The 25,820-nt window shown below is 69.0% G+C and carries 27 protein-coding genes and 3 tRNA genes; 16 read left to right on the top strand and 14 right to left on the bottom strand.

Translation table 11 applies throughout. The annotated features are described in order from the left end of the window. Nucleotides 1-204: 204 nt before the first annotated feature. Nucleotides 205-275, bottom strand: a tRNA-Gly gene (locus CPZ01_RS10650). 91 nt (nucleotides 276-366) lie between these two features. Continuing rightward, a complete protein-coding gene (locus CPZ01_RS10645; protein ID WP_096394881.1) occupies nucleotides 367-1,074 on the bottom strand; it encodes an enoyl-CoA hydratase/isomerase family protein in 708 nt (235 codons plus the stop codon). A gap of 59 nt (nucleotides 1,075-1,133) precedes the next feature. Here CPZ01_RS10645 and CPZ01_RS10640 point away from each other — a divergent pair, with 59 nt between their 5' ends. The 11 genes from CPZ01_RS10640 (at nucleotide 1,134) to CPZ01_RS10595 (ending at nucleotide 11,554) form a co-directional block, all read left to right on the top strand. Beyond that, the gene (locus CPZ01_RS10640) at nucleotides 1,134-1,799 is read left to right on the top strand and encodes a DUF7114 family protein (protein ID WP_096394879.1); all 666 of its coding nucleotides are present in this window, start codon (nucleotides 1,134-1,136) and stop codon (nucleotides 1,797-1,799) included. Between the two features lie 90 nt (nucleotides 1,800-1,889). After that, nucleotides 1,890-1,961, top strand: a tRNA-Thr gene (locus CPZ01_RS10635). Between the two features lie 134 nt (nucleotides 1,962-2,095). Beyond that, entirely contained in the window at nucleotides 2,096-3,313 is a 1,218-nt protein-coding gene (locus tag CPZ01_RS10630; RefSeq protein ID WP_172863958.1) for an RNA-guided endonuclease InsQ/TnpB family protein, read from the top strand. A gap of 230 nt (nucleotides 3,314-3,543) precedes the next feature. Then, nucleotides 3,544-3,990, top strand: coding sequence for a hypothetical protein (locus CPZ01_RS15030; protein ID WP_157745958.1), 447 nt, complete (start codon nucleotides 3,544-3,546; stop codon nucleotides 3,988-3,990). A gap of 99 nt (nucleotides 3,991-4,089) precedes the next feature. Then, complete coding sequence (locus tag CPZ01_RS10625) at nucleotides 4,090-5,094, top strand: zinc-binding dehydrogenase (protein ID WP_096394875.1); 1,005 nt, start codon at nucleotides 4,090-4,092, stop codon at nucleotides 5,092-5,094. A 58-nt stretch (nucleotides 5,095-5,152) separates the two neighbouring features. Continuing rightward, a complete protein-coding gene (locus CPZ01_RS10620) occupies nucleotides 5,153-6,154 on the top strand; it encodes a hypothetical protein (protein ID WP_096394873.1) in 1,002 nt (333 codons plus the stop codon). A gap of 80 nt (nucleotides 6,155-6,234) precedes the next feature. Then, nucleotides 6,235-7,173, top strand: coding sequence for a lipoyl synthase (gene lipA / locus CPZ01_RS10615; RefSeq protein WP_096394871.1), 939 nt, complete (start codon nucleotides 6,235-6,237; stop codon nucleotides 7,171-7,173). Nucleotides 7,174-7,319: 146 nt separating this feature from the next. Beyond that, the gene (locus CPZ01_RS10610) at nucleotides 7,320-8,441 is read left to right on the top strand and encodes a branched-chain amino acid ABC transporter permease (protein WP_096394869.1); all 1,122 of its coding nucleotides are present in this window, start codon (nucleotides 7,320-7,322) and stop codon (nucleotides 8,439-8,441) included. Beyond that, on the top strand, nucleotides 8,438-9,787 hold the full coding sequence (locus tag CPZ01_RS10605) for a branched-chain amino acid ABC transporter permease (protein WP_096394867.1): 1,350 nt from the start codon (nucleotides 8,438-8,440) through the stop codon (nucleotides 9,785-9,787). The genes CPZ01_RS10610 and CPZ01_RS10605 overlap by 4 nt, the downstream gene beginning before the upstream one ends. Then, a complete protein-coding gene (locus CPZ01_RS10600) occupies nucleotides 9,780-10,691 on the top strand; it encodes an ABC transporter ATP-binding protein (RefSeq protein WP_096394865.1) in 912 nt (303 codons plus the stop codon). The genes CPZ01_RS10605 and CPZ01_RS10600 overlap by 8 nt, the downstream gene beginning before the upstream one ends. Continuing rightward, nucleotides 10,688-11,554 carry an ABC transporter ATP-binding protein gene (locus tag CPZ01_RS10595; protein WP_172863957.1) on the top strand — a complete coding sequence of 289 codons (867 nt, stop codon included), beginning with the start codon at nucleotides 10,688-10,690 and terminating at the stop codon, nucleotides 11,552-11,554. The genes CPZ01_RS10600 and CPZ01_RS10595 overlap by 4 nt, the downstream gene beginning before the upstream one ends. A 32-nt stretch (nucleotides 11,555-11,586) precedes the next feature. On the opposite strand, the gene CPZ01_RS10590 is transcribed toward CPZ01_RS10595, so the two are convergent. The 5 genes from CPZ01_RS10590 to CPZ01_RS10570 all read right to left on the bottom strand — a co-directional run bounded on the left by CPZ01_RS10590 (nucleotide 11,587) and on the right by CPZ01_RS10570 (nucleotide 15,691). After that, on the bottom strand, nucleotides 11,587-12,663 hold the full coding sequence (locus tag CPZ01_RS10590) for a CNNM domain-containing protein (RefSeq protein ID WP_096394863.1): 1,077 nt from the start codon (nucleotides 12,661-12,663) through the stop codon (nucleotides 11,587-11,589). 103 nt (nucleotides 12,664-12,766) lie between these two features. Further along, on the bottom strand, nucleotides 12,767-14,089 hold the full coding sequence (gene hisS, locus CPZ01_RS10585; protein WP_096394861.1) for a histidine--tRNA ligase: 1,323 nt from the start codon (nucleotides 14,087-14,089) through the stop codon (nucleotides 12,767-12,769). A gap of 105 nt (nucleotides 14,090-14,194) precedes the next feature. After that, nucleotides 14,195-14,650, bottom strand: coding sequence for a DUF892 family protein (locus CPZ01_RS10580; protein WP_096394859.1), 456 nt, complete (start codon nucleotides 14,648-14,650; stop codon nucleotides 14,195-14,197). A gap of 93 nt (nucleotides 14,651-14,743) precedes the next feature. Beyond that, a complete protein-coding gene (locus tag CPZ01_RS10575; RefSeq protein WP_096394857.1) occupies nucleotides 14,744-15,337 on the bottom strand; it encodes a DUF7411 family protein in 594 nt (197 codons plus the stop codon). After that, nucleotides 15,338-15,691 carry a DNA-binding protein gene (locus CPZ01_RS10570; protein WP_096394855.1) on the bottom strand — a complete coding sequence of 118 codons (354 nt, stop codon included), beginning with the start codon at nucleotides 15,689-15,691 and terminating at the stop codon, nucleotides 15,338-15,340. 138 nt (nucleotides 15,692-15,829) lie between these two features. Between CPZ01_RS10570 and CPZ01_RS10565 the strand changes: the two genes are divergently transcribed. Next, nucleotides 15,830-16,975: a 60S ribosomal export protein NMD3 gene (locus tag CPZ01_RS10565; protein ID WP_096394853.1), complete on the top strand. Its 1,146-nt coding sequence runs from the start codon at nucleotides 15,830-15,832 to the stop codon at nucleotides 16,973-16,975. Between the two features lie 129 nt (nucleotides 16,976-17,104). Here the strand turns inward: CPZ01_RS10565 and CPZ01_RS10560 are convergent, their stop codons facing one another. Beyond that, nucleotides 17,105-17,296, bottom strand: coding sequence for a UPF0175 family protein (locus CPZ01_RS10560; RefSeq protein ID WP_096394851.1), 192 nt, complete (start codon nucleotides 17,294-17,296; stop codon nucleotides 17,105-17,107). A 98-nt stretch (nucleotides 17,297-17,394) separates the two neighbouring features. On the opposite strand from CPZ01_RS10560, the gene CPZ01_RS15025 reads away from it, so the two are divergent. After that, nucleotides 17,395-17,550 (top strand): hypothetical protein, encoded by a 156-nt coding sequence (locus tag CPZ01_RS15025; protein ID WP_157745957.1) that lies wholly within the window; start codon nucleotides 17,395-17,397, stop codon nucleotides 17,548-17,550. Between the two features lie 23 nt (nucleotides 17,551-17,573). Here the strand turns inward: CPZ01_RS15025 and CPZ01_RS10555 are convergent, their stop codons facing one another. After that, on the bottom strand, nucleotides 17,574-19,478 hold the full coding sequence (locus tag CPZ01_RS10555) for a helicase C-terminal domain-containing protein (RefSeq protein ID WP_096394849.1): 1,905 nt from the start codon (nucleotides 19,476-19,478) through the stop codon (nucleotides 17,574-17,576). 93 nt (nucleotides 19,479-19,571) lie between these two features. Here CPZ01_RS10555 and CPZ01_RS10550 point away from each other — a divergent pair, with 93 nt between their 5' ends. Further along, nucleotides 19,572-19,802 (top strand): hypothetical protein, encoded by a 231-nt coding sequence (locus CPZ01_RS10550; protein ID WP_096394847.1) that lies wholly within the window; start codon nucleotides 19,572-19,574, stop codon nucleotides 19,800-19,802. A 51-nt stretch (nucleotides 19,803-19,853) separates the two neighbouring features. Here CPZ01_RS10550 and CPZ01_RS10545 read toward each other — a convergent pair whose 3' ends face one another. The 3 genes from CPZ01_RS10545 to CPZ01_RS10535 form a co-directional block, all read right to left on the bottom strand. Beyond that, the gene (locus CPZ01_RS10545) at nucleotides 19,854-20,318 is read right to left on the bottom strand and encodes a DUF302 domain-containing protein (RefSeq protein WP_096394845.1); all 465 of its coding nucleotides are present in this window, start codon (nucleotides 20,316-20,318) and stop codon (nucleotides 19,854-19,856) included. 314 nt (nucleotides 20,319-20,632) lie between these two features. Next, nucleotides 20,633-20,707, bottom strand: a tRNA-Glu gene (locus tag CPZ01_RS10540). 94 nt (nucleotides 20,708-20,801) lie between these two features. Further along, complete coding sequence (locus CPZ01_RS10535; protein WP_096394843.1) at nucleotides 20,802-21,878, bottom strand: M20/M25/M40 family metallo-hydrolase; 1,077 nt, start codon at nucleotides 21,876-21,878, stop codon at nucleotides 20,802-20,804. Between the two features lie 105 nt (nucleotides 21,879-21,983). On the opposite strand from CPZ01_RS10535, the gene CPZ01_RS10530 reads away from it, so the two are divergent. Continuing rightward, nucleotides 21,984-23,075, top strand: coding sequence for a zinc-dependent metalloprotease (locus CPZ01_RS10530; RefSeq protein WP_096394841.1), 1,092 nt, complete (start codon nucleotides 21,984-21,986; stop codon nucleotides 23,073-23,075). Between the two features lie 13 nt (nucleotides 23,076-23,088). Here CPZ01_RS10530 and CPZ01_RS10525 read toward each other — a convergent pair whose 3' ends face one another. After that, nucleotides 23,089-23,502: an SHOCT domain-containing protein gene (locus CPZ01_RS10525; RefSeq protein ID WP_096394839.1), complete on the bottom strand. Its 414-nt coding sequence runs from the start codon at nucleotides 23,500-23,502 to the stop codon at nucleotides 23,089-23,091. Between the two features lie 102 nt (nucleotides 23,503-23,604). On the opposite strand from CPZ01_RS10525, the gene CPZ01_RS10520 reads away from it, so the two are divergent. After that, nucleotides 23,605-24,252, top strand: a complete 648-nt coding sequence (locus CPZ01_RS10520) for a non-canonical purine NTP pyrophosphatase (RefSeq protein WP_096394837.1) — start codon at nucleotides 23,605-23,607, stop codon at nucleotides 24,250-24,252. Nucleotides 24,253-24,270: 18 nt separating this feature from the next. On the opposite strand, the gene CPZ01_RS10515 is transcribed toward CPZ01_RS10520, so the two are convergent. Continuing rightward, nucleotides 24,271-25,611, bottom strand: a complete 1,341-nt coding sequence (locus tag CPZ01_RS10515) for a class-III pyridoxal-phosphate-dependent aminotransferase (protein ID WP_096394835.1) — start codon at nucleotides 25,609-25,611, stop codon at nucleotides 24,271-24,273. Nucleotides 25,612-25,820 lie beyond the last annotated feature (209 nt).

Below are 25,820 nucleotides of genomic sequence, written 5' to 3'. Positions count from 1 at the left end.
TCCGCCGATCTACCGTCGATTTATAAATAACTGATAGCGTTCAAATCTCTCTTGGTGAGTTTTCTCACTACGTTTGAGAAGATACACCGGCCGAGATTTGAACTAGGGAAAGACGGTCCTGCTCGCTCACTCCGTTCGCTGCGCGGGCTGCGTCTTTCTGAGTTCAAATCTCTCTCGGCGATTTTCCTCGCTTCGCTCGGAAAATGCACCGGCCGAGATTTGAACTCGGGTTGCAACCATGGCAAGGTTGCGTGATACCACTACACTACCGGTGCGTGCTTCGCATCTTGGCGTTGGTCGGAGACTTACTTAAGTCTGTCACATCGGGACTGCGGTACGTCGTTGCCTCCGTCGCCGCTTCGTCGCTCACTCTCCCCGCAGTCGCGCGATCTCCGCCGCGTGCGCGTCGTGAAGGTCGGCGAACGCCGCGGCCTCCGCATCTTCCTGCGTCCCGCTCTCACGCCGGTCCCGGATCCGGCGCTTGATCGCCGCGAGCGCATCGGCCTCGCCCGCCGCGATCTCGTCGGCCACCGAGCGCGGGTCGTCGACGACCCGAGAAACGAGCCCGGTCCGCAGCGCGGCCTCCGCGTCGAGGACCCGTCCCGAAAGCGCGAAGTCCAGCGCGTCACCCTCGCCCATGACGCGCGGAAGCCTGACCGTGCCGCCCCAAGCGCCGAACAGCCCGAGGGAGACGCCGGGCTCGCCCAGCGTCGCTCGCGGGGTCGCGGCTCTCACGTCCGCCGCCAGCGCCAGCTCCACGCCGCCGCCGCGCGCCGGGCCGTCGATCCCGCAGACGACGGTCGAGGGAGAGTCCTCGATCGCGGCGGCCGCCCGCTGTCCCCGCCGGGCGAACGCCGCCGGGTCGTCGAGCGCGGCGACCGCGTCGAGGTCGGCGCCGGCGCAGAAGGCGTCGCCCGCGCCGCGGAGGTACGTGACCGGCGGGTGGCCGTCGCCTTCGGCCCCGTCGAACGCCTCGCGGAGAGCGGTCAGGTCCGCGGGTCGCAGCGCGTTGCGCGCCTCGGGACGGTCGAGCGTGACGACGCGCACGTCGCCGTCGGTTCGGGTGCGGATCACGTGACGGGATCCCGTTCGTTTCCAAAGGTCTTTGCCCTTCGCTCGTCTACCGAACGGCAATGGACGATGCCGCGCGAGCGCGTGACGCCGCGCGCGATGCGCTCGCGGACGTCGAACCCGAACAGCTCCGCGAGGCCCTCGACGACCGGCTCCTCGACGCGGCGGTGACGCCCGGCGTGCTGGCGCTGGTCACCGCTCGCGCGCTGGAGCCCGACGTCGACCTCGGCGACGTGGCCGACCGCGCCGCGGGCGTGCAGCTCATCTACGAGGGGTTACGCCTCACTCGCACGGTGGCCCGCGAGGAGCCGTGGGTGACGGCGGCGACCGCCGCGGCCGACATCGACGCCGACATGGAGATCCTCGCCGCCGACGTGCTCGTCTCTCGCGGCTTCTCGCTGCTCGCGTGTACCGACGCCGCCCGCCCCGCCGTCGACGTGGTGCGCGCGTTCGGCCGCGACCAGACGCTCCGCGACCGCGAGGGCACGGACGCCGAGACGGCGGCCGGACTCGACCGCAACCTGGAGGTAGACGCCCTCGAACTCGCCGTCGTCGCCGGCACCACCGCCGTCGGCGGCGACCCGCCCGAGGAACTGCTCGCGTACGCCCGCGACCTCGCCGCCGACTGCGACGGCGAGTTCCCGCCAGCGGGCCGCGCGCTGCCGGACGCGACCGCCGACCGCATCGCGGACATCTCGGAGCGGGCGGTCAGCGCGACCGACCGCTGACCGGCGGACGACGAAGCGGAGTCGATCCCCTGACGCCGCGCCCACGAATCGAAACCCCTAAAGTCGAATCCGGTCAACGACTGGTTGCGTGCCTGGGTAGCTTAGCGGTAAAGCGCGTCCTTGGTAAGGACGAGACCGGGGGTTCAAATCCCCCCTCAGGCTTTTCTTATTCTCCTCACTTTCACGTCCTCGAGAGTACGTTTCGCGAAGAGTTCTGATCAGCGAACTCGGTGAGGGCAGTGAAGTTCCCGTGACACGAGATAATCACTAAGTACCATACTGCGGTATCGAGAGACGTGGCGGACGAGTACCTGAGACGTACCGCAATTACTCGCCTAACTCTCACCAGCGAGCAGAGAACGCTGCTCGACACCACCATCTCTGAGTGGAAACGCGCCTGTAACATCAGCAGTCGTATCGGATGGAGAGCAAATGAAGCGCGGAAAACACGTCTTCAAAAGCTCGCCTACGACGAGGTGCGAGAAGAGACACGTCTCGGGAGCCAACACACGATACTCGCCACTCATCAAGCCGCAGCGGCACTCAGCGGCATCGATGATATCGAAGCTCTCGAAGAGGATTACGCCACCTCTCGGCCGGAGTTCACGGCAGACACGGTGAAGTACGACACGCGCACGATGACGTTGTTCGACGACGGAACCGTCTCTCTTTCTACAGTCGGAGACCGTATCCGATGTGAACTCGTGCTGCCGGACGACGAGAACGGATACCAATACCAGTACCTCGACAGCGAGGCGTGGGAGATCACCGAATCCACACTCTCACGGCGCGATGGTGGGTACTACATTCACTTGGGGTTCCGGAAACCCAAGCCCAAGAAACGAGCCGAGATACGAGATGACACCGAGGACAGGACAGTTCTCGGGGTCGATCTCGGTATCGCAAACATCGCGACCACCTCGACAGCGTACTTCGCATCCGGTGACGAACTCCGGCACCGACACCGAGAGTTCGAGCGGATCCGCGGTCGGCTCCAACGGACAGGTACACAGTCCGCGCACCGAACGATTCAACAGATGAGTGGGCGGGAATCGCGACACGTCCGGAACACGCTTCACGAGGTCGCCAACGACATCATCGACGAGGCCCTTGAATACGACTGCGAGTACATCGCCTTCGAGAACCTCCGGCACATCCGAGACCGTGCGCCTCGGGTGAAGGAGTTCCACCAGTGGGCGCATCGACAGCTCGTGGACATGGTAGAGTCCAAAGCGGACGCGGAGGGGCTCCGTGTCGTGTACGTGTCACCGGAGAACACGAGTCGGCGGTGCCCGGAGTGCGGTCACACGAGCGAAGGGAACCGAATCGCGCGCTCGGAGTTCGAGTGCCAATCGTGTGGTGAGACGGGGAACGCGGACTACGTCGGCGCGAAGAACGTCGGATGGAGGTACGTCCGTCGGGGCCTACAGTCGTCTCGGCGGACGGGCGACAGTCAACTCGCCCTGAAGTCAGGAACCGTGACGCCGAATCGGGGATTCGTCCCGAGCGACTGACCGTCGATGGAGGCAGAGTTCACTGACAAGTTTCGCGTCATCATTCGCGGGACGGTTGACATCTCGGCCTAGGCTCTTCCTGTTGTACGCCTTCTTTGTGAACTCCTCTGATAATATACTTTGATAAAATTAATTTCCAAAATATTTTATTATTATTAGCTAAATAAAGATTAGTATTATACGTGGTATAAAAATATTAAAAATACTGTCACTCTTTCTTATTACATGGTATGCCCTTGAGAGAATTTTCGCTGAACGATGTCGGTGAAATTCGATCTGTGGAGTGTTCTGATGTTCCTAAATTAATGGTCGTTGCCGGACCTAACGGTGTGGGGAAGTCAACTATGTTTGAAGAGGTAACAGAAGAGGCCGTATCTGAACGGATCGATGAGGTAACAAGTGTCAAAAAAGAACGGATTTCAGAAATGATTGGAGATGTCCGCAATGACGTGTCTAACTCTATTACAGACCAAGACTATAGTCGGCTAAATGGGAAAGTCATAATCACACAAATGGCCTCTAAGTTTGGTTTACAGTCTGACGTATTAGTAAGGACAACCGCTAAGATAATCGGTTCCAATGATTCTCAGCCGGATTCACTCACGGGAATACTTGACGATATTACCGATACAGTAGACGATACCACACCAGCATCAATAATTGAAACAATTGAGTAGCATTCTCTCAAGTTGATGAAATAGGTTCTCCGATAAAAGCCCACACGGCTCTCCCCCGACGCCGGATATTCCCCGGGGAGTCGCCAACGTCGATCCGAGATGAACTCCGAGATGGACGCGTACGTGATAGACGAGTTCGGCGGTCCGGACGTCTTCGAGCGACGCCGCGTCGCGGTGCCCGACCCCGAGCCGGGCGAGGTCCGCGTCGAGGTCGTCGCCTCCAGCGTCAACCCGGTCGACTACAAGATCCGCGGCGGCCACATCCCCGACTTCGCGCCGGAGTTCCCGGCGACGCTCCATTGCGACGTGGCCGGCGTCGTCGACGCCGTCGGCGAGGGGGTCGACGCCTTCGAGCCGGGCGACGAGGTGTACGGGATGCCCGGCGGCGCGGGGCGGCAGGGCGCGCTCGCCGACTACGTCGTCGGCCACGCGGGGACGTTCGCGCACGCCCCCGAGTCGATCCCGCTCGAAGACAGCGCCGCGCTCCCCGTCGTCGCCCTGACCGCGTGGGAGATGCTCGCCGACAAGGCCACCGTCGACGTCGGCGAGGACGTGCTGGTGTACGGCGCGACGGGCGGCGTCGGCCACGTCGGCGTCCAGCTCGCCGACTGGTTCGGCGCGACGGTCACCGCGACCGGGTCGACCGCCGAGAAGCGGTCGCTCGCGGCTGACCTCGGCGCCGACGCGACAGTCGATTACACGGGGACCAGCGTCGAGTCGTACGTCGACGAACACGCCGACGGCGCCGGCTTCGACGTCGTCTTCGACCCGGTCGGCGACGATCACCTGAACACGGCGTTCGAGGCGGTCCGTCCCTACGGCTCGGTGGTCACGACGGAATCGAGCGACGCCGACGGCGTCGACCTGTCGCCGATGCACGCCACCTCGCTGGAGCTGGGCGTCGTCCTCGTCATCCACCCGGTGCTGGCGGGCGACGGCCAAGCGCGCATCGGGCGGGAGCTCGAGACGATGGCCGCGCTCGTCGACAAGGGCGCGATCGCGCCGCACGTCGACGATCGGTACGCCTTCGCGGACGTGGCCGACGCGCACCGTCGCGCAGAGGCCGGGGAGTTCGTCGGAAAGCTCCTGCTCGTCAACGAGTAGGCCGCCGGCCCGTCGCCTGCGTGCCTTTTTATTCACCACGCTCCGACCGACACACCACATGGGCAAACACGAGCGCGGTTGGGTCGAGGCCACGGAGAAGCTGACGGCGCAGCTCGTGAACGGCGAGGAGCCGGACGAGGAGCTGGTCGAGGCGGGGCGGCTCGACCTCGCGGAGTCGCTCGCCGAGCGAATCGAGGCGGACTTCCCGGATCTGACTGGGATGCGCCACGCCGGCAACTCCTACGACTCGCTCGGCGACCTGATCGTCGACGCCGCCGACGGGGAGACGTTCGTCGAGGCGAAGTTCGTCGCGAGCGGCGGCACGCGGGCGAACCTCGGACAGGACACCCTGACGCAGTTCGAACTGTTCGAGGGCGCCACGGCGTGGAGCGACTTCCGCGAGGAGATCGGGTTCCCCGAGGACCGCGAGGCGCTCCTCCGGCAGTTCGACGACTACCCGGACGACGTCCGCGACTGGTCGTACAAGTCGGCGGTGTACGACCGCGCGAAACACCTCAAGAACGTCCTCGACGTGTCACGGGGACAGAACACGGGGTCGCGGGCCGACGAGGTGCTCGCCGACCCGGACGCGACGGAGACGGAGCGGGAGGCGGCCCGGATCGTCACAGAGATCCTCGAACTCGACCGCGAGGAGAAGCTGGCGTACTTCGATCACCTGCGGGCCGCCGAGCAGAACCCGCGCAACGTCGAGACGTTCGCGCACCTGATCGTCTGCGGCTACCACACGGCCGACGCGCTCGACGAGCACTTCGACGACGACCTCGACGAGATCAAGCGGCTGCTCGAAACCGACTCCTACCGCCTCTACGAGGTGAACAAGAACAGCGGGACGGTGACGGTCGAGAACCCCTCGGAGCTGCTCGCGGGCTTCGAGTGGGAGGACACGCGCGTCGAGATCCCGGAGGACGGGACCTCCGTGAGCGTGGTGACGGGACCCCCGGGGAACCGGCGGCGCGTGCTGAACATCGCGTACAACTGGAAGAACAAGTTCCAGGGGATCCAGACGCCGTCGATGAACGTCTTCGTCCCGGAGGCGTAGGGCCGTCGGGGCGAGTCGAGTCCGCTGCGCGCGACCCCCGCGACCCGCACGCTTTTGCGCTCGGACGCCAAGGGTCGACCATGCAACGCGGCCGCCGGAAGCCGGACTGGCTGAAGTCGCGCCCGCCGTCCGGGAGTCGGTTCACCGAGATCAAGTCCGCCCTCCGCGACCGCGACCTCCACACGGTCTGCGAGGAGGCGAACTGCCCGAACATGGGCGAATGTTGGTCTGGGGAGGACGGCCCCGGCACGGCGACGTTCATGCTGATGGGCGACCGCTGCTCGCGCGGCTGTAACTTCTGTGACGTGGAGACGGGCGGGATGGAGCCGCTCGACCCCGACGAGCCGGCGAACGTCGCGGACGCGGTCGCGGAGATCGGGCTCGACTACGTCGTCTTAACCTCCGTCGACCGCGACGACCTCGCGGACGGCGGCTCGGCGCACTTCGCGGAGACGATCCGCGAGATCAAGCGCCGCGACCCGGAGATCCTCGTCGAGACGCTCATCCCGGACTTCCAGGGTGACCCCGAGGCGATCGACCGCATCGTCGACGCGGAGCCGGACGTGATCGCGCACAACGTCGAGACGGTCGAGCGGCTCCAGTGGCCGGTCCGGGACCGCCGAGCGAGCTACGAGCAGTCGCTCGCCGTCCTCGACCGGGTCGACCGCGAGTCCGAGGTTCACACGAAGACGAGCCTCATGCTCGGCGTCGGCGAGTACGACCACGAGGTGTACCGGACGCTCGGCGACCTCCGCGAGGTCGGCGTCGACGTGGTCACCTTCGGCCAGTACCTCCAGCCGTCGCGCTCGCACCTCGACGTCTTCGAGTACGTCCACCCGGACGCCTTCGACACGTGGCGGCGGGTCGCCGAGGAGGAGTTCGACTTCCTCTACTGCGCGTCGGGCGCCATGGTCCGGTCGTCGTACAAGGCCGGCGAGCTGTTCGTCGAGGCGCTGGTGCGCGAGGGGCAGTCGCCCGAGGACGCGCGCCGCCACGCGCGAGCCGCGGGCGGGGACTGACGCGGATTATAAAACCACCGAGGCGCGGCTCCGAGAACTCCGCCGGGGCCGCCACAGCTGTCAGGCGCTTTCGAGGTATCGACTTTTGTCCGAACAGCGAGTTATTTACCGCTCGGAGACCCACCCTGTGCCAGTGAGACGTACACATGGGAACAACTGACTCGTCGATCGTCGACTCGGCGCGGGCCCGGCCGGGGCTCCTCATCGTCGCCCTCTTCGGCGCCCTGCTCGCGGTCGACCTCGCGGCGAAGGTCGCGGGGGTCGGCCTCGGCCCGATCGGGGGGTCGATCTCGGTCGAGCGGCTCGGCTCGAACCTCTGGAACGGCGTCGTCATCGGCCTCGTCATCGGGCTCGCCGGTATCGGGCTCTCGATGACGTACAGCATCCTCTCGTTCGCGAACTTCTCGCACGGGGACCTCGTCAGCGTCGGCGCGTTCTCCGGGTGGGGCGTCGCGTTCCTCATCGCCGGGTTCGGCGAGGTACCGGTCCGCGCGCTCCTGACCGTCCGCGACGCCGGCAACGCCTCGCCGGGCGACATCGGCGCGCACATCCTCACGACGCCCGGGGCGATCCTCGTGGGGCTGGTCGCGGCGTTCGTCGTCACCGCGCTGCTCGCGGTCGCGCTCGACCGCGCGTTCTACAAGCCGATGCGTGACCGCGACGGGATCTCGCTGCTCATCGCCTCCATCGGCGCGGCGCTGATCGTCCGCTACCTGCTCCAGTTCGTTTACGGCTCCGACCGCCGGGGGATCACCGCCAGCGTCGACGCGTCGAACATCGCGTTCGATCCGCTCGGGCTCTCGGTGGACGCGCACGAGCTCACCATCCTCGTGGCCGCGGTCGGCCTGATGCTCGCGATGCACGGGATGCTCCAGCACACGAAACTCGGGACCGCGATGCGGGCGATGGCCGACAACAAGGACCTCGCGCTCATCACGGGGATCCCGGCCGAGCGCGTCGTCACCGCCACGTGGATCATCGGCGGCGGGCTCGCGGGCGCGTCCGGCTACCTCTACGTGCTGCTCCGCGGGACGATCCAGTTCGACTTCGGCTGGCTCCTCCTGCTGTTGATCTTCGCGGCCGTAATCTTAGGCGGGATCGGCTCCATCTACGGCGCCATCGCCGGCGGCCTCGTCATCGGGATCGTGTTCACCACGTCGACGATCTGGATCCCCTCGGACTTCAACCAGGCCGCGGCGTTCGGCGTGATGATCCTCATGCTGCTGTTGCGTCCCGAGGGGCTCTTCGGAGGGGTGACGACCACATGAGCGACGCGAACGCCCCCGACGGCTCCGCGTCCGGACCGTCCGAAGGCGCGCCCGACGCGCCCGAGAGCGCGACGGCGGCGGTCGTCGAGGCCGCCCGGGAGAGCGACCTCGGGCTCGTCGTCGGGACGCTGCTCGCCATCTACGCGGCCGCGACGCTGCTGACGTTCACCAACGGGCTCAACAGCGTCGTCGGCCTCATGGAGACGCTGACGTTCCTCGGGATCGTCTACGCGCTCACCGCGCTCGCTTTGAACCTCCAGTGGGGGTACACCGGCCTCTTCAACATCGGCGTCGCCGGCTTCATGGCCGTCGGCGTGTACACGATGGGGATGGTCGTCCGGTCGCCCGACCCCGCGTTCGGTCCCCCCGGACTCGGGCTGCCGCTCCCGGTCGGGATCGTCGCAGGGATGGTGATGGCGGCGCTGCTCGGGGCGGTGGCCGCCCTGCCGGCGCTCCGGCTCAAGGCCGACTACCTCGCCATCGTGACGCTCGGGCTCTCCGAGATCGTCCGCCTGTCGCTCCAGTCGAGCGCCTTCGACAACTTCCTGCGCGACACGATCGGGGCCGGGACCGGCGGCGGCCGCGGGATGGGAATGCCGGACAACCCCGTCCGCGACCTGTTCCTCGTCGACGGACAGGCGGGGACGCCGACCGCGTTCGGCGACCTCGTCTTCGGCGTCTTCGGGAACGACGGGCTCGGCATCTCGCACCCGATCCTCATCGGCTGGGGGTACATCGCCGTCCTCGCCGTCTTCCTCGTCGGCTTCTACCTCGTCTTGGAGCGCCTCGGCCGCTCGCCGTTCGGCCGGACGATGAAGGCGATCCGGGAAGACGAACTCGTCGCCGACTCGCTCGGCAAGGACGTGAACCTCGTGAAGATCAAGGTGTTCGTCATCGGCTGCGCGCTGATGGGGCTCGCCGGCATCCTCTGGTTCGGCAGCCAGGGCAACGTCTCGCCGACCCCACAGTTCCGGCCGCTGTTGACCTTCTACGTGTTCATCGCGGTGATCATCGGCGGATCCGGGTCGAACACCGGCTCGGTCCTCGGCGGCATCGTCTTCGCCGCGGTGCTGTTCGAGGGACCGCGGCGCGTCGGCGGGGTCGTCCGCGGGCTCATCGACGCGGAGACGCCGCCGTCGTTCGCCGACGCGCTCGTCTCGCTCGACCCCGTGACGTTCCTCGCGTACGCGACCGACAACATCGCGCCGCTCCAGTTCGTCTTCCTCGGCCTCGTCCTGGTGTTCATCATCCACCGGCGGCCGGAGGGGATCCTCGGCGACCGGATCGAGACGGCCGCGGCGGTGGACCTCTCGGAGCGGCCCGCGGGGGGTGAGTCCGATGAGTAGCGACGCGCCCGACCCGGCCGACATCGCCGACGCGGACGACGTCGCCGAGACGGTCGACGCGACGGACGCGACGGTCGACGAACCCGAGGCGAACGACAGCGCGGTCGAGGAGGCGGCGAAACACGTCCCCTCGGGGGCGCCCCCGCTCCGCGTGGAGGGGCTGGTCAAGCGGTTCGGCGGCGTCACCGCCGTCGACGGCGCCTCCTTCGAGGTGGAGTCCGGCTCGCTGACCGGGCTTATCGGCCCGAACGGCGCCGGGAAGTCGACCACGTTCAACTGCATCACCGGCGTCCACGAGCCGACCGCCGGGAAGGTGTACTTCGAGGGCGAGGACGTCACCGGGCTCAGGCCGCACCAGATCGCCCGGAAGGGGCTGGTCCGGACGTTCCAGATCGCCCGGGAGCTCTCCGAGATGACCGTCTTAGAGAATCTCATGCTCGCGCCGCAGGGCCAGCTCGGCGAGTCCGCGATCCGGGCGGTGACGCCCGGGCTCCGCGGCGCGGTGATCGCGGAGGAGACCGAGCTCCGCGAGCGGGCCTGGGAGACGCTGGAGTTCTTCGAGATCGACCACCTCGCGCACGAGCACGCGGGGAACCTCTCCGGCGGCCAGCGTAAGCTGCTGGAGATGGCCCGCGCGCTGATGACCGACCCCGAGATGGTGTTGCTCGACGAGCCGCTCGCCGGGGTCAACCCCACCCTCCAAGAGAAGCTGTTGGACCGGATCCACGACCTGCGCGCTGACGGCTACACCTTCCTGCTCGTCGAACACGACATGGACGTCATCATGGACAACTGCGAACGCGTCATCGTCATGCATCAGGGCAGCGTGCTCGCCGCGGGGACCGGCGACGAGATACGGAACGACGAGCGGGTCATCGAGGCGTACCTGGGTGAGGACCTATGAGCGCAGACGACGGACCGAACGCGACCGGCGACGCCGCCTCGGCGACGGACGGAGGCGACGCCCCGGCGGCGGACGGCCACGACCCCGACGCGGTCGACGTCGACTCGGACGCGGTCGAGGCCGAGGCGGACGCCGGCGCCGAGCACGCGATCGACGGCGACGCGATCCTCAGGATCCGCGACCTCGACGCCGGCTACGGCGACCTCCAGATCCTCTCGGACGTGGTCTTAGACGTCGCCGACGAGGAGTACGTCACCATCGTCGGCCCCAACGGAGCCGGCAAGTCGACCGTGATGAAGACCGTCTTCGGGCTCACGACCCACATGGGCGGCACCGTCGAGTTCGAGGGGGAGCCGATTCAGGGGCTCGCGCCGGAGCAGATCATCCGCGAGGGGATCGGATTCGTTCCGCAGAACGACAACGTGTTCCCCGGGCTCAGCGTCCGCGAGAACCTCGAGATGGGGGCGTACATCCTCGACGAGGTGCCCGAAGCCCAGATCGAGACGATCTACGACCGGTTCCCGATCCTCCGCGAGCGCAGCGACCAGAAGGCGGGGACGCTCTCCGGCGGCCAGCGGCAGATGGTCGCGATGGGACGGGCGCTCATGCTCGACCCCGACCTCCTCCTGCTCGACGAGCCCTCGGCGGGGCTCGCCCCCGACCTCGTCGCCGACATGTTCGACCGGATCGACCGGATCAACGAGGCCGGGACGGCGGTGCTGATGGTCGAGCAGAACGCGAAGGAGGCGCTCCGTCGGTGCGACCGCGGCTACGTGCTGGTGAACGGCGAGAACCGCTACACCGACCGCGGCGACGTGCTGCTCGCCGACGAGGACGTGCGGCGCGACTTCCTCGGCGGATAGGCGGCGACAGAGCCGCCGGCGTCACGGCTCCATTATAAGTTGCCGGCATCCAACGGGTCCTCCAGCTGGCCCATCACCGCCTCCATCGCGTCGGTGGCGGTGAGCAGCCCGACGACCTCGCCGTCCTCGATCACCAGCGCGAGCTCCTGCGACTCCGCCTGGAACTGGTCGAAGGCGTCGCTGACGCTCGCGTCCGCCGACACCGTCATCGGCGGGGCCGCGACGTCCGCGAACGTGAGGTCGCCGTCCCGGAGCTCGTCGAAGCGGCTCACGATCGACGGGGCGTACACGATCCCCTCGAACTCGCTCAGGTCGTCGCCGACGAGCGGGAAGCGGCTGTGCGGGGTGTCCCGGATGCGGTCGAGATTCTCCTCGGCGGAGGCGGTCGTCGACAGCGAGATCACCTCGTCGGCCGGCGTCAGCACCTCCCGCACGGCGAGCTCGTCGACGTCGAGGGCGTTGAGGACCTCCTCGCGGCGCTCCTCGGGGAGTTCGACCTCCTCCATCATCGAGCCGAGGCGGTTGCGGAGCTGCGCGCGCGTCTCCAACACCTCCTCTTCGGCCTCGGTCCACGAGCCGGTCATCTCCACGCCGAACAGCCCGAGGGTGGCCTTCGCGACCCAGTCGCCGAACTTGATCAGCGGGGAGATGAGCCACGCGAACCAGTAGAGGGGTCGGGAGCCGTACCCGGCCACCTGTTTCGAGCGCTCGACGCCGAGGTACGTCGGCGTCTGCTCGCCGTGCGTCAGGTGGACCATGTTGATGAGGAAGAAGCCCAACAGGGAGCCGGCGCCGGCGGACGCGAGCGCCGTGTTCTCGAAGAGCGGGGCGAAAAGCGCCGCGAGCCCCGGCTCCGCGACGATACCGAGGGCGATGGACGTCCCGGAGATCCACACCTGACAGGTGGTCAGGTAGAACTCCAGGTCGTCGGTCATCTCCCAGGCGCGCCGCAGTCCGGGGGTGTCCATCTCCGACTCGGGGTACTGCCGCAGGCGCGTCAGGCCGAACTCGATCGCCACGAAGTACGCGTTGATCAGGATGAGGGCCACGCCCGCCGCCACGCGGAGGCCGATCTCGACGGGGGGCATCGCCGTCGCGAGGGGGATCATCGTTCCCCCGTCCCGCCGCGCGCCTCAAAAGCGTTCAGGGATCGGGTCGCCGCCCCGCGGCGTCCGGGCGCGTCGCCCCTCCGTTCGACCGCGAGCCGCGGCGCTACGCGTAGTCCTCGTAGGTCGGCAGCCCCGACTCGGGCGGGAACTCCTCGACCGGAACAGTCGTCTCGTCGCCGCTCGCCATGTCCTTCACCGTGTACTCGCCGTTCTCCAGGTCGCGCTCGCCGACGACGACGACCGTCTCCGCGTTGATCGAATCGGCGTAGCCGAGCTGCGCGCCGAACGAGCGGTCGGAGACGTCCTGCTCGACGACCACGTCGTCGCCGAGCGCGCGGAGGTCGCCCGCGAGCGCGGCGGCCTCGCTCCGCGTGTCGCCCACGCTGAGCACGTAGTAGTCGGTCGAGAGCTCCTCGTCGGGCCAGACGCCGGCGCGCTGGCAGAGCAGCTTGAGGGTGGCGTGGCCGGGCGCGACCCCGACCGCGGGCGTGGGCTGGCCGCCGAAGCTCTCGATGAGGTCGTCGTAGCGGCCGCCGCCGAAGACGGAGCGGGAGACCTCGCCGGTGGAGTCGAAGCACTCGAAGACGACGCCAGTGTAGTAGTCGAGCCCGCGGGCGGTCGTCAGCGACACCTCGCAGAACTCGCCCGCGCCGAAGTCGTCCGCGGCGGCCAGCACGTTCCGGAGGTTCTCGACCGCCGCTTCCACGTCCTCGCCGCCGGCCTCGGCGACCGCGTCGAGGTCGTCGACGGTCTCGACGCCCGAGATGAGGTCGTCGAAGTCGCTCGCGGTGTCGCGGGCGAGCCCGGCGTCGGAGAGGAGGCCGACGTACTCGGCGTCATCCACCTTCGCGCGCTTGTCGACCGCGCGGATGGCGGCGGCGGTGTCGACCGCGTCGGGGTCGTCGGCGAGCGAACGGACGAGGCCGCCGAGGATGTCGCGGTGCGAAACGCGGAACTCGAAGTCGTCGCCGGTGAGTCCGAGGTCCGTCAGGGCGTCGGCGGCGACCGCGAGCACCTCGGCGTCGGCCTCGGGCGCCGAGGAGCCGAACACGTCGATGTTCGTCTGGTAGAACTCGCGGAAGCGGCCCTGCTGGACCTGCTCGTAGCGCCAGAACGGCCGGGTGGACATCCACTTGATCGGCTTCGACAGCTCCTGGCCCTTCGCGACGACCATCCGGGCGACGGTGGGCGTGAGCTCGGGCGTCATCGAGACGCCGCGGCCGCCCTTGTCGTCGAAGGCGTACAGCTCCTCGACGATCTCCTCGCCGGACTTGTCGACGTACATCTCCGTCCGCTCCAGGGCGGGGGTGGCGATCTCGCGGAAGCCGTGGCGGCTCGCCGCGCCCTCGATCGCGTCGGTCACCTCGCGGCGAGCGGACTGCTCGCCGGGGTAGAAATCTCGGAATCCCTTGAGGCCGTCGTACATGGGCGTCGCTTCGGCGAGCGCCCGCTTGAAAGCATCCTTTCGGGGGCGGGGCTCGTGCCCACCGATGCGCGCTCCGGGGGCAACGAGGCGCGGCGCCTCGCCCGTCTATTCGCGCTGGTACTCCTTCTGGAACCCGCGGAACTCGGTCCGGTGGGCCTCCTCGTCGGAGAGCAGCGTCACGGCGAGGTCCTCGGTGACCGGGTCGTCGGCTTCCTCGGCGGCGTCGATCAGCTCTCGGTACGTCGCGATCGCGTCCTCCTCGGCGTCGAGCACGCCGTTGATGACGGCCAACACGTCCGTCGAGTCCGCGGGGGGCTGGAGCGACTCCTGGCCGGCCGTGAACTCGGCGGACCCGGGCGGACGCGCGTCGAGCTGTTTGAGCCGCTGGCCGAGCTGTTCGGCGTGGCCGAGCTCCTCCTGGACGTCCTGTTTGAGGCTCTCTTTGATCTCCTCGGCGCGGACGCCGTCGAGGACGATCGCGTTTGTCTGGTAGTTCATCACGGTCTCGATCTCGTCGGCGTACGCGGTCCGGAGCAGGTCGACGACTCGTTCGGATGACATACCGAACGCTACGCCCGCGGGGTCGAAAGTAGTTCCGGCGGTTCCGGGTCGGCGGGAGGCCGTCGACCGCGGACGGATCGCCGCGCCGGCCGATCAGTCGTTCCGGCCGTGGACGTACGTCTGGTCGTGATCCGGAAACACGTCGCCGACGGTCCCTTCGCCGTACTCGTCGGCGATGAGCGTCCGGAGCTCGTCCTCGTAGTCCGCCTTCGGGACCTCCTCGCTCGGCCCCTGCTGGACGTCGAAGGTGGCGTCGACGAGCGCGTCGACGGCGTGGCGGCCGAACCCGGAGAGCGGGGAGATGTAGTCGATCTCGTTTCGGTCTTCGAGACTCTGCGCCTGCGCCCGCGACACCGTGGGGACGCGGTCGTCGCGGCGCGTGCCGTCCGCGATGGCGTCGACGTCGAGGGCGGCGATGGTCTCTAAGGCGTGTTCGTGGACGCGCTGGATCCCGTTCCGGGGGTAGCCGTCGGCGACCATGGTCTCGGCGGCGCTCTCGGCCACGTCGCGGTCGAGGTCGACGCGCTCGAACGGGAACCCGAGCTCGGCGGCCGCCCGCTCGGCGTGCTCCCAGTCGTCCGTGAGCCCGAAGCTCCCGGTGACGCAGCGGACGTCGTAGAACCGGTCGAGCAGGTGGGCGGCGAGCGAGGAGTCTTTCCCCCCGCTGTACAGCAGCGCGAGCTCCATCTACCGGTGTCGGATGTCGAAGCTCTTCTGCTCGGGCTGGAGCTCCTTGAGGAGCTCGCGCATCTGGTCCTCGTCGATCTGTCCCTGAATCCGCCCGCTCTGCGCCAGCGCGGCGACCTGCTGTTTCACCTTCTCGCCGAACTGCGGCTTCGACATCTCGACCGCGTTGAGCCGCTGGCGCGCGCCGTCGGTCAGGTGCTGTTTCAACACCGCCTCCTGCTGGGCCTCGGCGCGCTCCTGAGCCTCCTGTTGGGCCTCGGCGGCGTCGCCCTCGCCGCCCTGTCGCTCGCGGAGCTCCTCCATCTTCTGTTCGCGCAGTTCCTCGAGCCGTTCGTCGTCGGGGTTGCCGCTCATACGCGTCCGTTCTCGGTCCGTGCGAAAAACCATTTCGGAGGTCGCGACCCGCGCGGCCGGCCGGAACCGGCTCGCGCCCGCGACGAGAGCGGGGGCGGTCCGCGCGGTTTAAACGGATCCTCGGCGTAGCCGCCGCCAATGAGCGAGTCGCGGGAGTTCTGTCCGCGCTGCGGCGACCCGGTCCCCGAGCGGCGCGACCCCCTTCCGGGCGAGCCGCGCGGGCGAGACGCGCTGCTCTGTGACGACTGCTACTTCGAGGACTTCGACTTGGTCGACGCGCCCGACCGGATCGAGGTGCTGGTGTGCTCCGGCTGCGGCGCCGTCAGGCGCGGCGAGTCGTGGCGCGACGTCGGCGCGCGCGACTACACCGACGTGGCCGTCGACGAGGTCGCGGAGGCGCTCGGCGTCCACGTCGACGCCGCGGACGTCGAGTGGGGCGTCGAGCCCGAGCAGGTCGACGAGAACAACGTGCGGATGCACTGCCGCTTCTCCGGCGTGGTGCGCGGCACGCTCCGCTCGGCGGAGGTGACGGTCCCGGTGAAGATCTCGCGCGGGACCTGCGACCGCTGCGGGCGCATCGCCGGCGGCTACTACGCCGGGATCGTCCAGGTCCGCGCCGACGAGCGCGACCTCACGCCCGCCGAGCGCGCCGAGGCGCTCGACATCGCCGAGCGGTACGTCGCCGACCAGGAGGCCGACGGCGACCGGGAGGCGTTCATCACGGAGGTGAACGAAACTGACGACGGGCCGAACATCAAGCTCTCCTCGAACCGCCTCGCGCAGAACGTCGCGACGCGGATCACCGAGTCGCTCGGCGGGAGCTTCGAGTCGTACCCGACGCTCGTCACCGAGGACGGCGACGGCAACGAGGTGTACCGCGTCACCTTCGCGGTCCGGCTCCCGAAGTACGCGGCAGGCGAGATCGTCGACCCCGAGGACGGCGACGGGCCGGTACTCGTCACCGGCGTCTCCGGCCGGATCCAAGGCGTCCGGCTCGCGAGCGGCGCGGAGTACACGTCGGCGTTCGCGGACGGGGAGGCCCCCGACGCAACCCGGCTCGGCACCCGCGACGACGCGGCGGAGACGACGGTCGTGACCGTCGAGGACGAGAACGCGATCCAGGTCCTCGACCCCGTCACCTACGAGGCGAAGACCGTCCCGAACCCGACGTTCGTCGACGACGACGCCGACTCCGTCCTCGCCTTCGAACACGACGGCGACGTCCACCTCGTGCCGGCGGAGGGGACGGAGCCGGCCGCGGAGTCGGCTCCGAGTCGGGACTGACGCTACTCGCGGACCGCGTCCGACTCGCTCCGAGAGCCACCCACGCGAGAGCCGGAACTGATCGTTCGTGGAAGAGAGCCGTGAAATCGGGTCGGCGCGTCGACGTCGTCAGCGGGGACGGGGAGACGCTCAGTCGGCGCGGGCGGGCTGTTCGCGGCCGAGCGCCGCGGCGCGCTCGGACTCGGTTACGTCGATCCCGCGGCGTTCGAGCTGCTCGATGAATTCGGCCTCGCTGAGCCCTGCCTGTGCGGCCGCCTGCGACAGCGTCAGGGTTCGCGCACCGTACAGCGTCAGCGCACTCGACAGCCCGTTCGTGGCCATATATCCAGTAGTCGCGTGAGGGATTATGAAGGTTACTACTTCATGGAGGGCCCTGATACACCTTATACGATATATATTGGCGTATGATCGGCGCGGGAGTGATAATACGACTCGCGCGCCGCCACCCCTCGCCCGCAGGAGTTAAACGGTTCTGCGGTCGACACGGCGGCATGGACAGACAACAGATCATGGCGCTGTTCTTCGCGTTTCTCATGGTGAGCTCCATGGTCGCGTACGGCGTCTCGCTGCTGTGACGGCCGCGCCGCGGTAGCCCTCGTCAGCCGTCGCCCCACACGTCCGACAGCGGGTGGTCCTTCCGTCGGTCCGCGTCCCGCTCGGAACGGGTCCGAACCGACTCGTCGCCGGTCGCTTCGCTGTCGGCGGTCGCGTCGCCGTCACCGGTTTCCGAGCCGCCCTCGCCGCGCGACGAGTGACCCGCGTTCCCGCTCTCTGACCCGCCCGAACGGCGACTCCGCCGCCGTCCCGCCCCCGCACCGCCGGACGGCGACGCGTCGATGCCTGCCAGCGCCGCCTCGGGATCGAACGCCGGCAGCGACCGGGTCGTCATCGCGTCGACCTGGTCGCGGAACCAGTCGGGCGTGTCGGCCTCGGCGCGCTCGAAGAGGTCGAGGAGGGAGTCGTCGGCGAGGTACGTCGCGCCGTAGTCGTCGGGCGCGCGGACGACCCGGCCGCACGCCTGGATGACCGTGCGCAGTGCCGTGCGGTGGTACCACGCCCACTGACCGTCCTCCAGCCGGCGTGCGACCCGCGAGTCGTTCGTGTTCCGGTACGGCGCCTTACACACCACCTGCCACCGACAGAGCTCGCCCTTCAGGTCCAGCGCCTCCTCCATCTTCACGGAGACGAACACCTCCGGGTCGGAACTGGCCTTCCACGCCTCCAGCTCGGCGTCTCGGTTCTGTCGGTCGTGGCGCCTGACGCGCGCGGCGACGCCGAACTCGCCGAGGCGCTCGGTGAGCCGCTCGGCGATGTCGTACGAGTGCGCGTGGATCAGCCCCTTCTCGTCGGGGTGTTCCGCCATCAGACGGACGATCAGGCGCGCGATCTTCGGGGTCGTCTCGTCGCGGTGCTCGTACGTCATCGACCCCTGCGTCACGTCGTACAGCGGCCGGTTCGCGAGCGGGAACGTGTGCTCGACGTCGACGAGGGCGACGTCGGCGGGGTCGAGGCCGACGCCGCGACAGAACGCCTCCTTCGAGAGGATCGTCGCCGACAGTAACGCGAAGCGGTTGCCGCGGTCCCACACCGTGTGTCTGAGGTACCGCGCGGGGTCGAGCGGCTTGATGTCGATTGGGGACCCCTCGCCGCCCGCCTGGTCGACGACCCACGAGGTCGGCGACTCCGGGTCGCGGTAGTCCTCTAAGAACCAGCCGAGCTCGCTGATGAGCTCCTGGAGTCGGTCGCGGCGGGCGACCTCCTCGCGGTCGAGCTCCGGGCGACCCACCAGCTCGTCTTTCGCTCGGATCGCGGCGTCGCGGAGCGCCTCGACGAACCGCGCGGTTCGGTCGAGGGCGTCCTCCTCGGGACCGGCGTCGGCCGCGACGTCGGGGACGCCCACGTCGTCCCACACCGGGACACGCTCGGGCGAGATCTCGATGGTGGCGTACATCTCGGCCCACTCCGCGAGCCCGTGCGCCTCGTCGATCACGACGACGTCGCGCTTCCGGAACACCTCGGAGCCGGCGGTGCGCATGAAGTACGCTAACGTCTGTGCCGCGAAGCGGTTGCCGGAGGCGATAGCGCGGTCGGAGAAGTACGGGCAGCGGTGTCGGATCGAGCAGTCGAACCCCTGCTGGCGCGCGCAGGGCGCGCGGTTCACGGGCGTGTCGTGCTCGCCCGGGAGGACGCAGTCGTAGTTCGACTTCCCGCGGATCACCGCGAGGTCGTCGAGGAGGTCGTCGGCCTCGACGTCGTCGATCTGCGACACCTGCGGGGTCGTGTAGTAGGCGCCGGTCGCCTCGCTGGGGGCCGCCTCGCCCGCGGTCTCGGCCGCGCCCATGATCGCGCGGGCGAGCAGCGACTTGCCGCTGCCCGTCGGCGCGCGCACCAGCACGACTCGGTTACCGGCCGCGAACGCGTCGCGGATGTCGTCGAGGGCCTGCTCCTGCGCCCCGCGGAAGCTCGGCGCGGGGAACTCGGCGGGGATCCGGCTCGGGTCCACACGACGCTCTCGCGCGCTGTCGGAATTAAATCCTCGCTTGGGCGGCGGGCGCGACAGCTATTCGTGGTCGGAGCCGGTAGCAATAGAGGAGCGATGAGCGACGACGGGGTTCTCGGGTCGCTGTCCGCGGTCGGTCTGCTGAGCCTCTGCTGCATCGGGTTCGGCGGGCTGGCCGGCGGGGCGGCGGTGGTCGGCGGCTCCGCCTCCGCGAGCGCGTTCGCGACCGGGGCGACGAGCGCGCGCGGCGCGCTCGTCTCCGGGGCAGTCACGTTCGGAACCGTCCTCCTCGCCGCAGCGGTGATCCGCTGGCGGCTGGACCGGTGAAAGCGGGCCGCCCGGGAGCGGTCAGCGGAGGGCGCCCGCCGAGGACGGCGACTACGCCCGGCCGTGCGTCTCGATGTTCTCCCAGACGACCGCCATCAGCTCTCCGGTCTTCGCCACCAGCTCCTCGACGGCGTCCCCGTCGCCCCCGGCCGCCGACGCGCAGCCGAGGTCGCGGATCGCCTTCGTCGCCGAGACGTGGTGGACGTGGACGCGGTCGTCGCCGGCGCGCTCGTACACGACGGTGGTACACGGGAGCATGCCGGCGAGCGTGGGATCTATCCGCAACGCGTCGTACGCGATCTCGGGATGACAGACGACGATCAGCGCCGTCCGCTTGACGTCGTCGTGGCCGAGCATCCCCTCGATCATCTCGTCGAGGCGCGTAACGCGCACCGTCTCGAAGTCGGCGAGCTCGTGTTCGAGCTGGACGAACGGCACCGCGTCCTCGAAGGGGAGGTCGACCGTCGTGTGGAGCGCCTCGTCGGCGGTCGGCGCGGGGAGTGCGGCGTCGCTCATGCGAACTCCTCGCACTCCACCAGATAAAAGCCCGTCTCGCCGTTCAACGCCTGCCGCTACCTCTAACGGCACCGTCGGTCGCGACCGTCGGAGTCGAAACGAACCGACCGCGGGCGAAGCGGCTACGCGGTCGTTCCGAGCGGCGAGAAAGCGACGACGCGGGACGCTCCGGCTGGGATTTGAACCAGAATCAGACGTGTTCGCTTCGCTGCGCGCGTCTGATAGGGTTCAATCCGCTCTCATCGATTTCTCTCACTTCGTTCGAGAGCCCGCTGAGCGAAGCGGATATTGACTGACGAAGTCAGTCAGAAAGATGCTCCGGCTGGGATTTGAACCCAGGTCATCACCGTGAGAGGGTGATATGATTGGCCGGACTACACCACCAGAGCACGTCCGTTCGTCGCAATCTACGGTAGGAAAGACGATAGTAAAACAGTTCCGTTTCGACGCCGCCGTGCCCCGGTTTGTCGTGGCGAGCCGCGCTCAGACGTCGACGGCGAACGGCGTCGACGCCGCGTCGAGATCGCCCGCCGCCGCGCCGATCGCGGCGAGGAGGTCGGCGACCGCGTCGAGGTCGGTCGTGTCGATCACTTCGACCGGCGTGTGCATGTACCGGTTCGGGATCGAGACGTTGAGCGCGGGCACGCCGCCCCGGGCGGTGTAGAACGCGTCCGCGTCGGTGCCGGTGCGGGTGCCGGCCGCCTGGAGCTGGACCTCGAGGCCGGCGTCGTCGGCCGCGTCGCGCGCGAGGTCGACGAGGGTGGGGTGGTTCGCGCTGCCGCGGCCGATCACCGGGCCGGCGCCGAGCTCGACCGGACCGCGCCGCTCGCGATCGACGTCCGGATTGTCGGTGGCGTGGGTGACGTCGACCGCGACGAACGCGTCGACGTCGTCGAGGTCGACGCCGACCATCCGGGCGCCCTGTAGCCCGACCTCTTCCTGGACCGTCGAGACCGCGTAGACGGTGGCGTCGACGCCGGCCGCGGCGGCGCGGCGGAGCCCCTCCGCGGCCGCCCACGCCCCCGCCCGGTTGTCGACTCCGCGGGCGGCGATCCGGTCGCCGACGAGGTCGCGCACGCCCGACGAGAACGTGACCGGGTCGCCGACCTCGACGTGCTCGCGCGCCGCCTCGGCGTCCTCGGCCCCGATGTCGACGAACTGGCCCGCGACGTCCTCGTACTCCTCGTCGCCGCCGTCCCGCAGGTGGATCGCGGTCTGGCCGATCACGCCCTGAACGGGCTCGTCGGCGTGGACCGTCACGTGCTGGCCCTTCGAGACGGTGCGGTCGGAGCCGCCGATGCGCCCGATGCGGAGGAAGCCGTCGTCGAGCACGTCGCGGACGATGAACCCGATCTCGTCGGCGTGGCCGGTGACGGCGATCGCCGGCGCGTCGGGGTCGCCCTCGTGGACCGCGACGGCGTTGCCGTACGCGTCGGTGTCGACCCGGTCCGCGAACTCGCGGACGTAGTCGGTCCAGACCCGCTGTGCGGCCGTCTCGAAGCCCGAAGGGCTCGGCGTCGCGAGGAGGTCGTCGAGGAACGCGCTGCGCTCGTCGTCCATACGCGCGGGTCGACCGGCCCCGGCAAGAAGACACCGATGGCGGGCCGTGCCGCCGGGAGCGGGCGGCGACACAAGCGCTTTGGGGCGGCCGCCCGTCCGATCGGTATGGACATCCTCCGAAGCGTCCGGACCGTCGCCGAGGCGGAGGGGCCGGGCGTCGTCGACTGGGACCGGGCCGCGGCGGCCGCGAAGGACGCCACGGACCCCGGGTCGATCGCCCTCACCGACGCGGAGCGCGCGGGGTACGCCGCCGACGTGCGGGACGCCCGAACCCGGCTGGCCGACACCGCCGGGATCGAGTTCGACGTGCCGGACACCGTCGAGGTGCAGAACCGCCACCACTGGATCGACGCGAGCGTCGGCACCTTCCGACGCGTGATGGACCCGATCGAGGCGGCCGCGACCGGCGACGGCGAGGAGGTCGGAGCGGTCGGGACTCCCGGAACCGACTCGCTCGACGTGATGCCGGACGGCTCGCCCGGGCCGACCGGCCCCGCGCCCGGCGCCGCCTTCGCGCGGGATCTGTCGCGGGTCGCCAACACGGGCTCGATGGCGTTCGCCTTAGGCTTCCTCGCCCGAAACGTCCTCGGCCAGTACGATCCCCTCCTGCTCGCCGACGAGCCGGACGCCGAGCACGGGCTCTACTTCGTCCACCCGAACATCGTCGCGGTCGCGGCCGCGCTCGACGTCGACTACCCCCGGTTCCGCCGGTGGATCGCGTTCCACGAGGTGACCCACGCCGCGGAGTTCGGCGCGGCGCCGTGGCTGCCGGAGTACCTCGAATCGCGCGTCGAGCGCGGCGTCGAGGGGATGGTCGGCGGCGCGGGCGGCGTCGAGGGGATAACCGGGCGCGGGCTCGACCCCGACGCGTTCGCGGAGCTCCAGGCCGCGATGACCGCGGTCGAGGGGTACGCCGAGGTGCTGATGGACCGCGCGTTCGACGGCGAGTACGCCGACCTCCGGGCGAAGCTCGACGAGCGGCGCGGCGGCGGCGGCCCCGTGCGCCGGCTCGCGCAGCGCCTGCTCGGACTCGGGCTCAAGCGCCGGCAGTACGAGCGCGGCGCGGAGTTCTTCCGACACGTCGCCGACGCGCGCGGCATCGAGGCGGCGGGGGCCGTCTGGGAGCGCGCCGAGAACCTGCCGACCGCCGCGGAGATCGACGATCCCGAGGCGTGGCTCGTCCGGGTCGACCCCTGAGCCGCGTCCCGGCTCACTCCGGTTCCAGCTCGCGCTCTCGACTCCCCTCGTCGCGGTCCGACTCGATCCGGTCGAACCGCTCGTCGAGGTCCTCGGTCGCCAGGAGGCGGTCGAGCCGGCGCTCGAACTCCGCCTCGTCGATCTCGCCGCTCGCGTAGCGCTCGCGTAGCGCCGCGACCGGCCGGTCGGCGGTCCCCTCGCTCGCGGGCGACGCGGTCGCCGACTCGTCGCCGGACGCGACGAGCGGGAACTGCTCGCCGAGCACCAGCACCAGCGGAATGAGGATGAAGAAGCCGGTGATGAACAGGGCCGGCCCGAGCGTCACAAGCGGAGCCGGGAGGAGGACGGCGGACAGCGAGGTGAGCCCGAACGACAGGATCGCGATGAGCCCGATGAGTCGCTTCTTCTCGAACGTGGGGAGGGCCATACGCGAGTGCTGTCGTCGGCCCGACAAAAACGTACTGCCACAGGCGGCCGGTTCCCGCCCGCGACCGACGGCTATTCGTCGGGGGCGCGCCCACGGCGATCCGTGCTCAGGTACGTGACGACGAACCCGGGGAAGGTGCGCGAGGCGGAGCGGTACCTCCCGGACGGCTCGGTGGAGCGGCTCGACTTCGACTACGCGGAGGTCCAGGCCGACGAGCTCGGCCCGATCGCGGCGCGGGGGGCCCGCGAGGCGTACCGCCACGCGGACGCGCCGGTCCTCGTCGACGACGCGGGGCTGTTCGTCGAGGGGCTCGACGGCTTCCCGGGGCCGTACTCGTCGTACGTCGAGGAGACGCTCGGGATCGAGCGAGTCCACGATATCGCCGCCGACCTCGACGACCGCCGCGCCGCCTTCCGCTGCGTCCTCGGCTACTGCGACGGCGAGGGGTTCGCGGCGAGCCCCGACCCCGTCGACCGGGGCGACCGCGACGCCGCCGCGGCGGCGGGGCCGGACGGCGAGGGTAAGGCGGGGTCGGGCGGGACCGACGCGGACCCGCTCCCGGTGAAACTGTTCGAGGGGTACGTCCCGGGCCGGATCGTCGCGCCGCGGGGGGACGGCGGGTTCGGGTACGACCCGATCTTCGAACACGACGGCGAGACGTTCGCGGAGATGGACACCGACCGGAAGAACGCGGTGTCACACCGCGGACGGGCCTTAGCGAAGTTCGCGGAGTGGTACGCGGATCGATAGCGAGCGACGATCGCGAACTTACGCCGCGGCCGCGATCGCGTCCGCGAGGAGGTTGCAGCCGAGGTCGATCTCGCGTTCGGTGACGTCGAGCGGCGGGAGGACCCGGAGGACCTTGTGACCGCACGCGAGCGTGAGGAGACCGCGCGAGAACGCCTCGTCGACGACCGCGTCCCGGCGCTCCTTCGTGTCGAACTCGACGGCGAGCAGCAGCCCCTTCCCGCGGACGTCCTCGACGGGGTCGAGGGCGGCGTCGCGCATCGTCTCCTTGAACTGTCGGCCGCGGACGACGGCGTTGTCGGTGAGGTCCGCCTCCTCGATCGCGTCCAGCGTGAGCGCGCCCTGCGCGGAGGCGATCAGGTCGCCGGCGCCCCAGGTCGAGGAGAGGCGGCCGGTCTCCTCGGGGAACACGTCGCTCCGCGAGACGGTCGCGCCCACGCGGAGCCCCTTCCCGCTCGCGATCACGTCGGGGTCGTACGCGTAGTGGTCCGAGCCCCACATCTCGCCGGTGCGGCCGACGCCGGTCTGGATCTCGTCGGCGATCACCGTGATATCGTGTTCCTCGGCGAGCGCCGCGATCTCGTCGGTGAACGCCTCGGAGGGGAACCGGTAGCCCCCCTCACCCTGGATCGGTTCCATGATGAGGTAGGCCACGTCGTCCGGGTGGACGTTCCCGCGCTCCGGGTCGAGCTTCCTCCGGAGCCGCGAGACGCCGTCCGCGAAGAAGCCGCACGAGCAGGTCTCGGGCGAACAGGTGCGGTCGTCGCAGAACGGGACCTCGGTCACGCCGCTGATCTCGGGGAAGTCACGGCGGTACACGGACTTCGAGCGGTTGAGCGAGAGCGCGCCCAGCGTCCGGCCGTGGAACGCCCCGTCGAAGGTGATCGCGTACTTCGCGCCGTCAGAGGCGTCGTAGGCGATCTTGATGGCGTTCTCGACCGCCTCCGCCCCGGAGTTCGAGAGGAAGACGGTGTCCATCTCGTAGTGGCTCGTCAGGTCCGTCAGGCGGTCCATGAGCCCCGAGGCGCCGGGGATCCCGTCCCCGGGCGAGGGGCCGCCCGCGGCGTAGAAGTCCTGGCCGGCGATCTTCAGGGGGTCGACCAGATCGAACTCTTCGAGACGGTCCATTATCAGGGGGTTGTTGTACCCGAGCGGCGCGGCGGCGACGTGGCTGGTGAAGTCCATGAGGACGTTGCCGTCGACGTCGGTACAGAACGGCCCCTCGGCGGGCGCGGTGCGGTCCCAGACGAACTCGTAGACGTAGGTGCTCGGCGCGGCCGACTCGTGGTGGTAGTCGACCCACTCGCGAGCGCGCTCGCCGGGGAGGTCGGCGACGGCGGGCGCGGCGGTGTCGCGATCCATGCGTTGCGGTGGCACGCGAATGCAATAAATGCGAGGCGATCGCGAGAACGTTGGAGAATTCTCCAACGTCCGTTCGCCCGCTCTCGTCCGGGGCGGAGGCAGGATCCGTCGGCGCGGCGCCCCGAAGCGCGTGTTCGAATCGGAGACGGGCCGGGGCATAAATTGTGACAAACCCACATAATTCGTGATATTTTTATAGAATCGCAACC

Origin of the sequence: Halorubrum trapanicum, assembly GCF_002355655.1 — an archaeon.
In the GTDB taxonomy this organism is placed as follows: Archaea; Halobacteriota; Halobacteria; order Halobacteriales; family Haloferacaceae; genus Halorubrum; species Halorubrum trapanicum_A.
The sequence above is the reverse complement of the archived record's forward strand: the minus strand, read 5'-3'. Positions and strand labels throughout refer to the sequence as shown.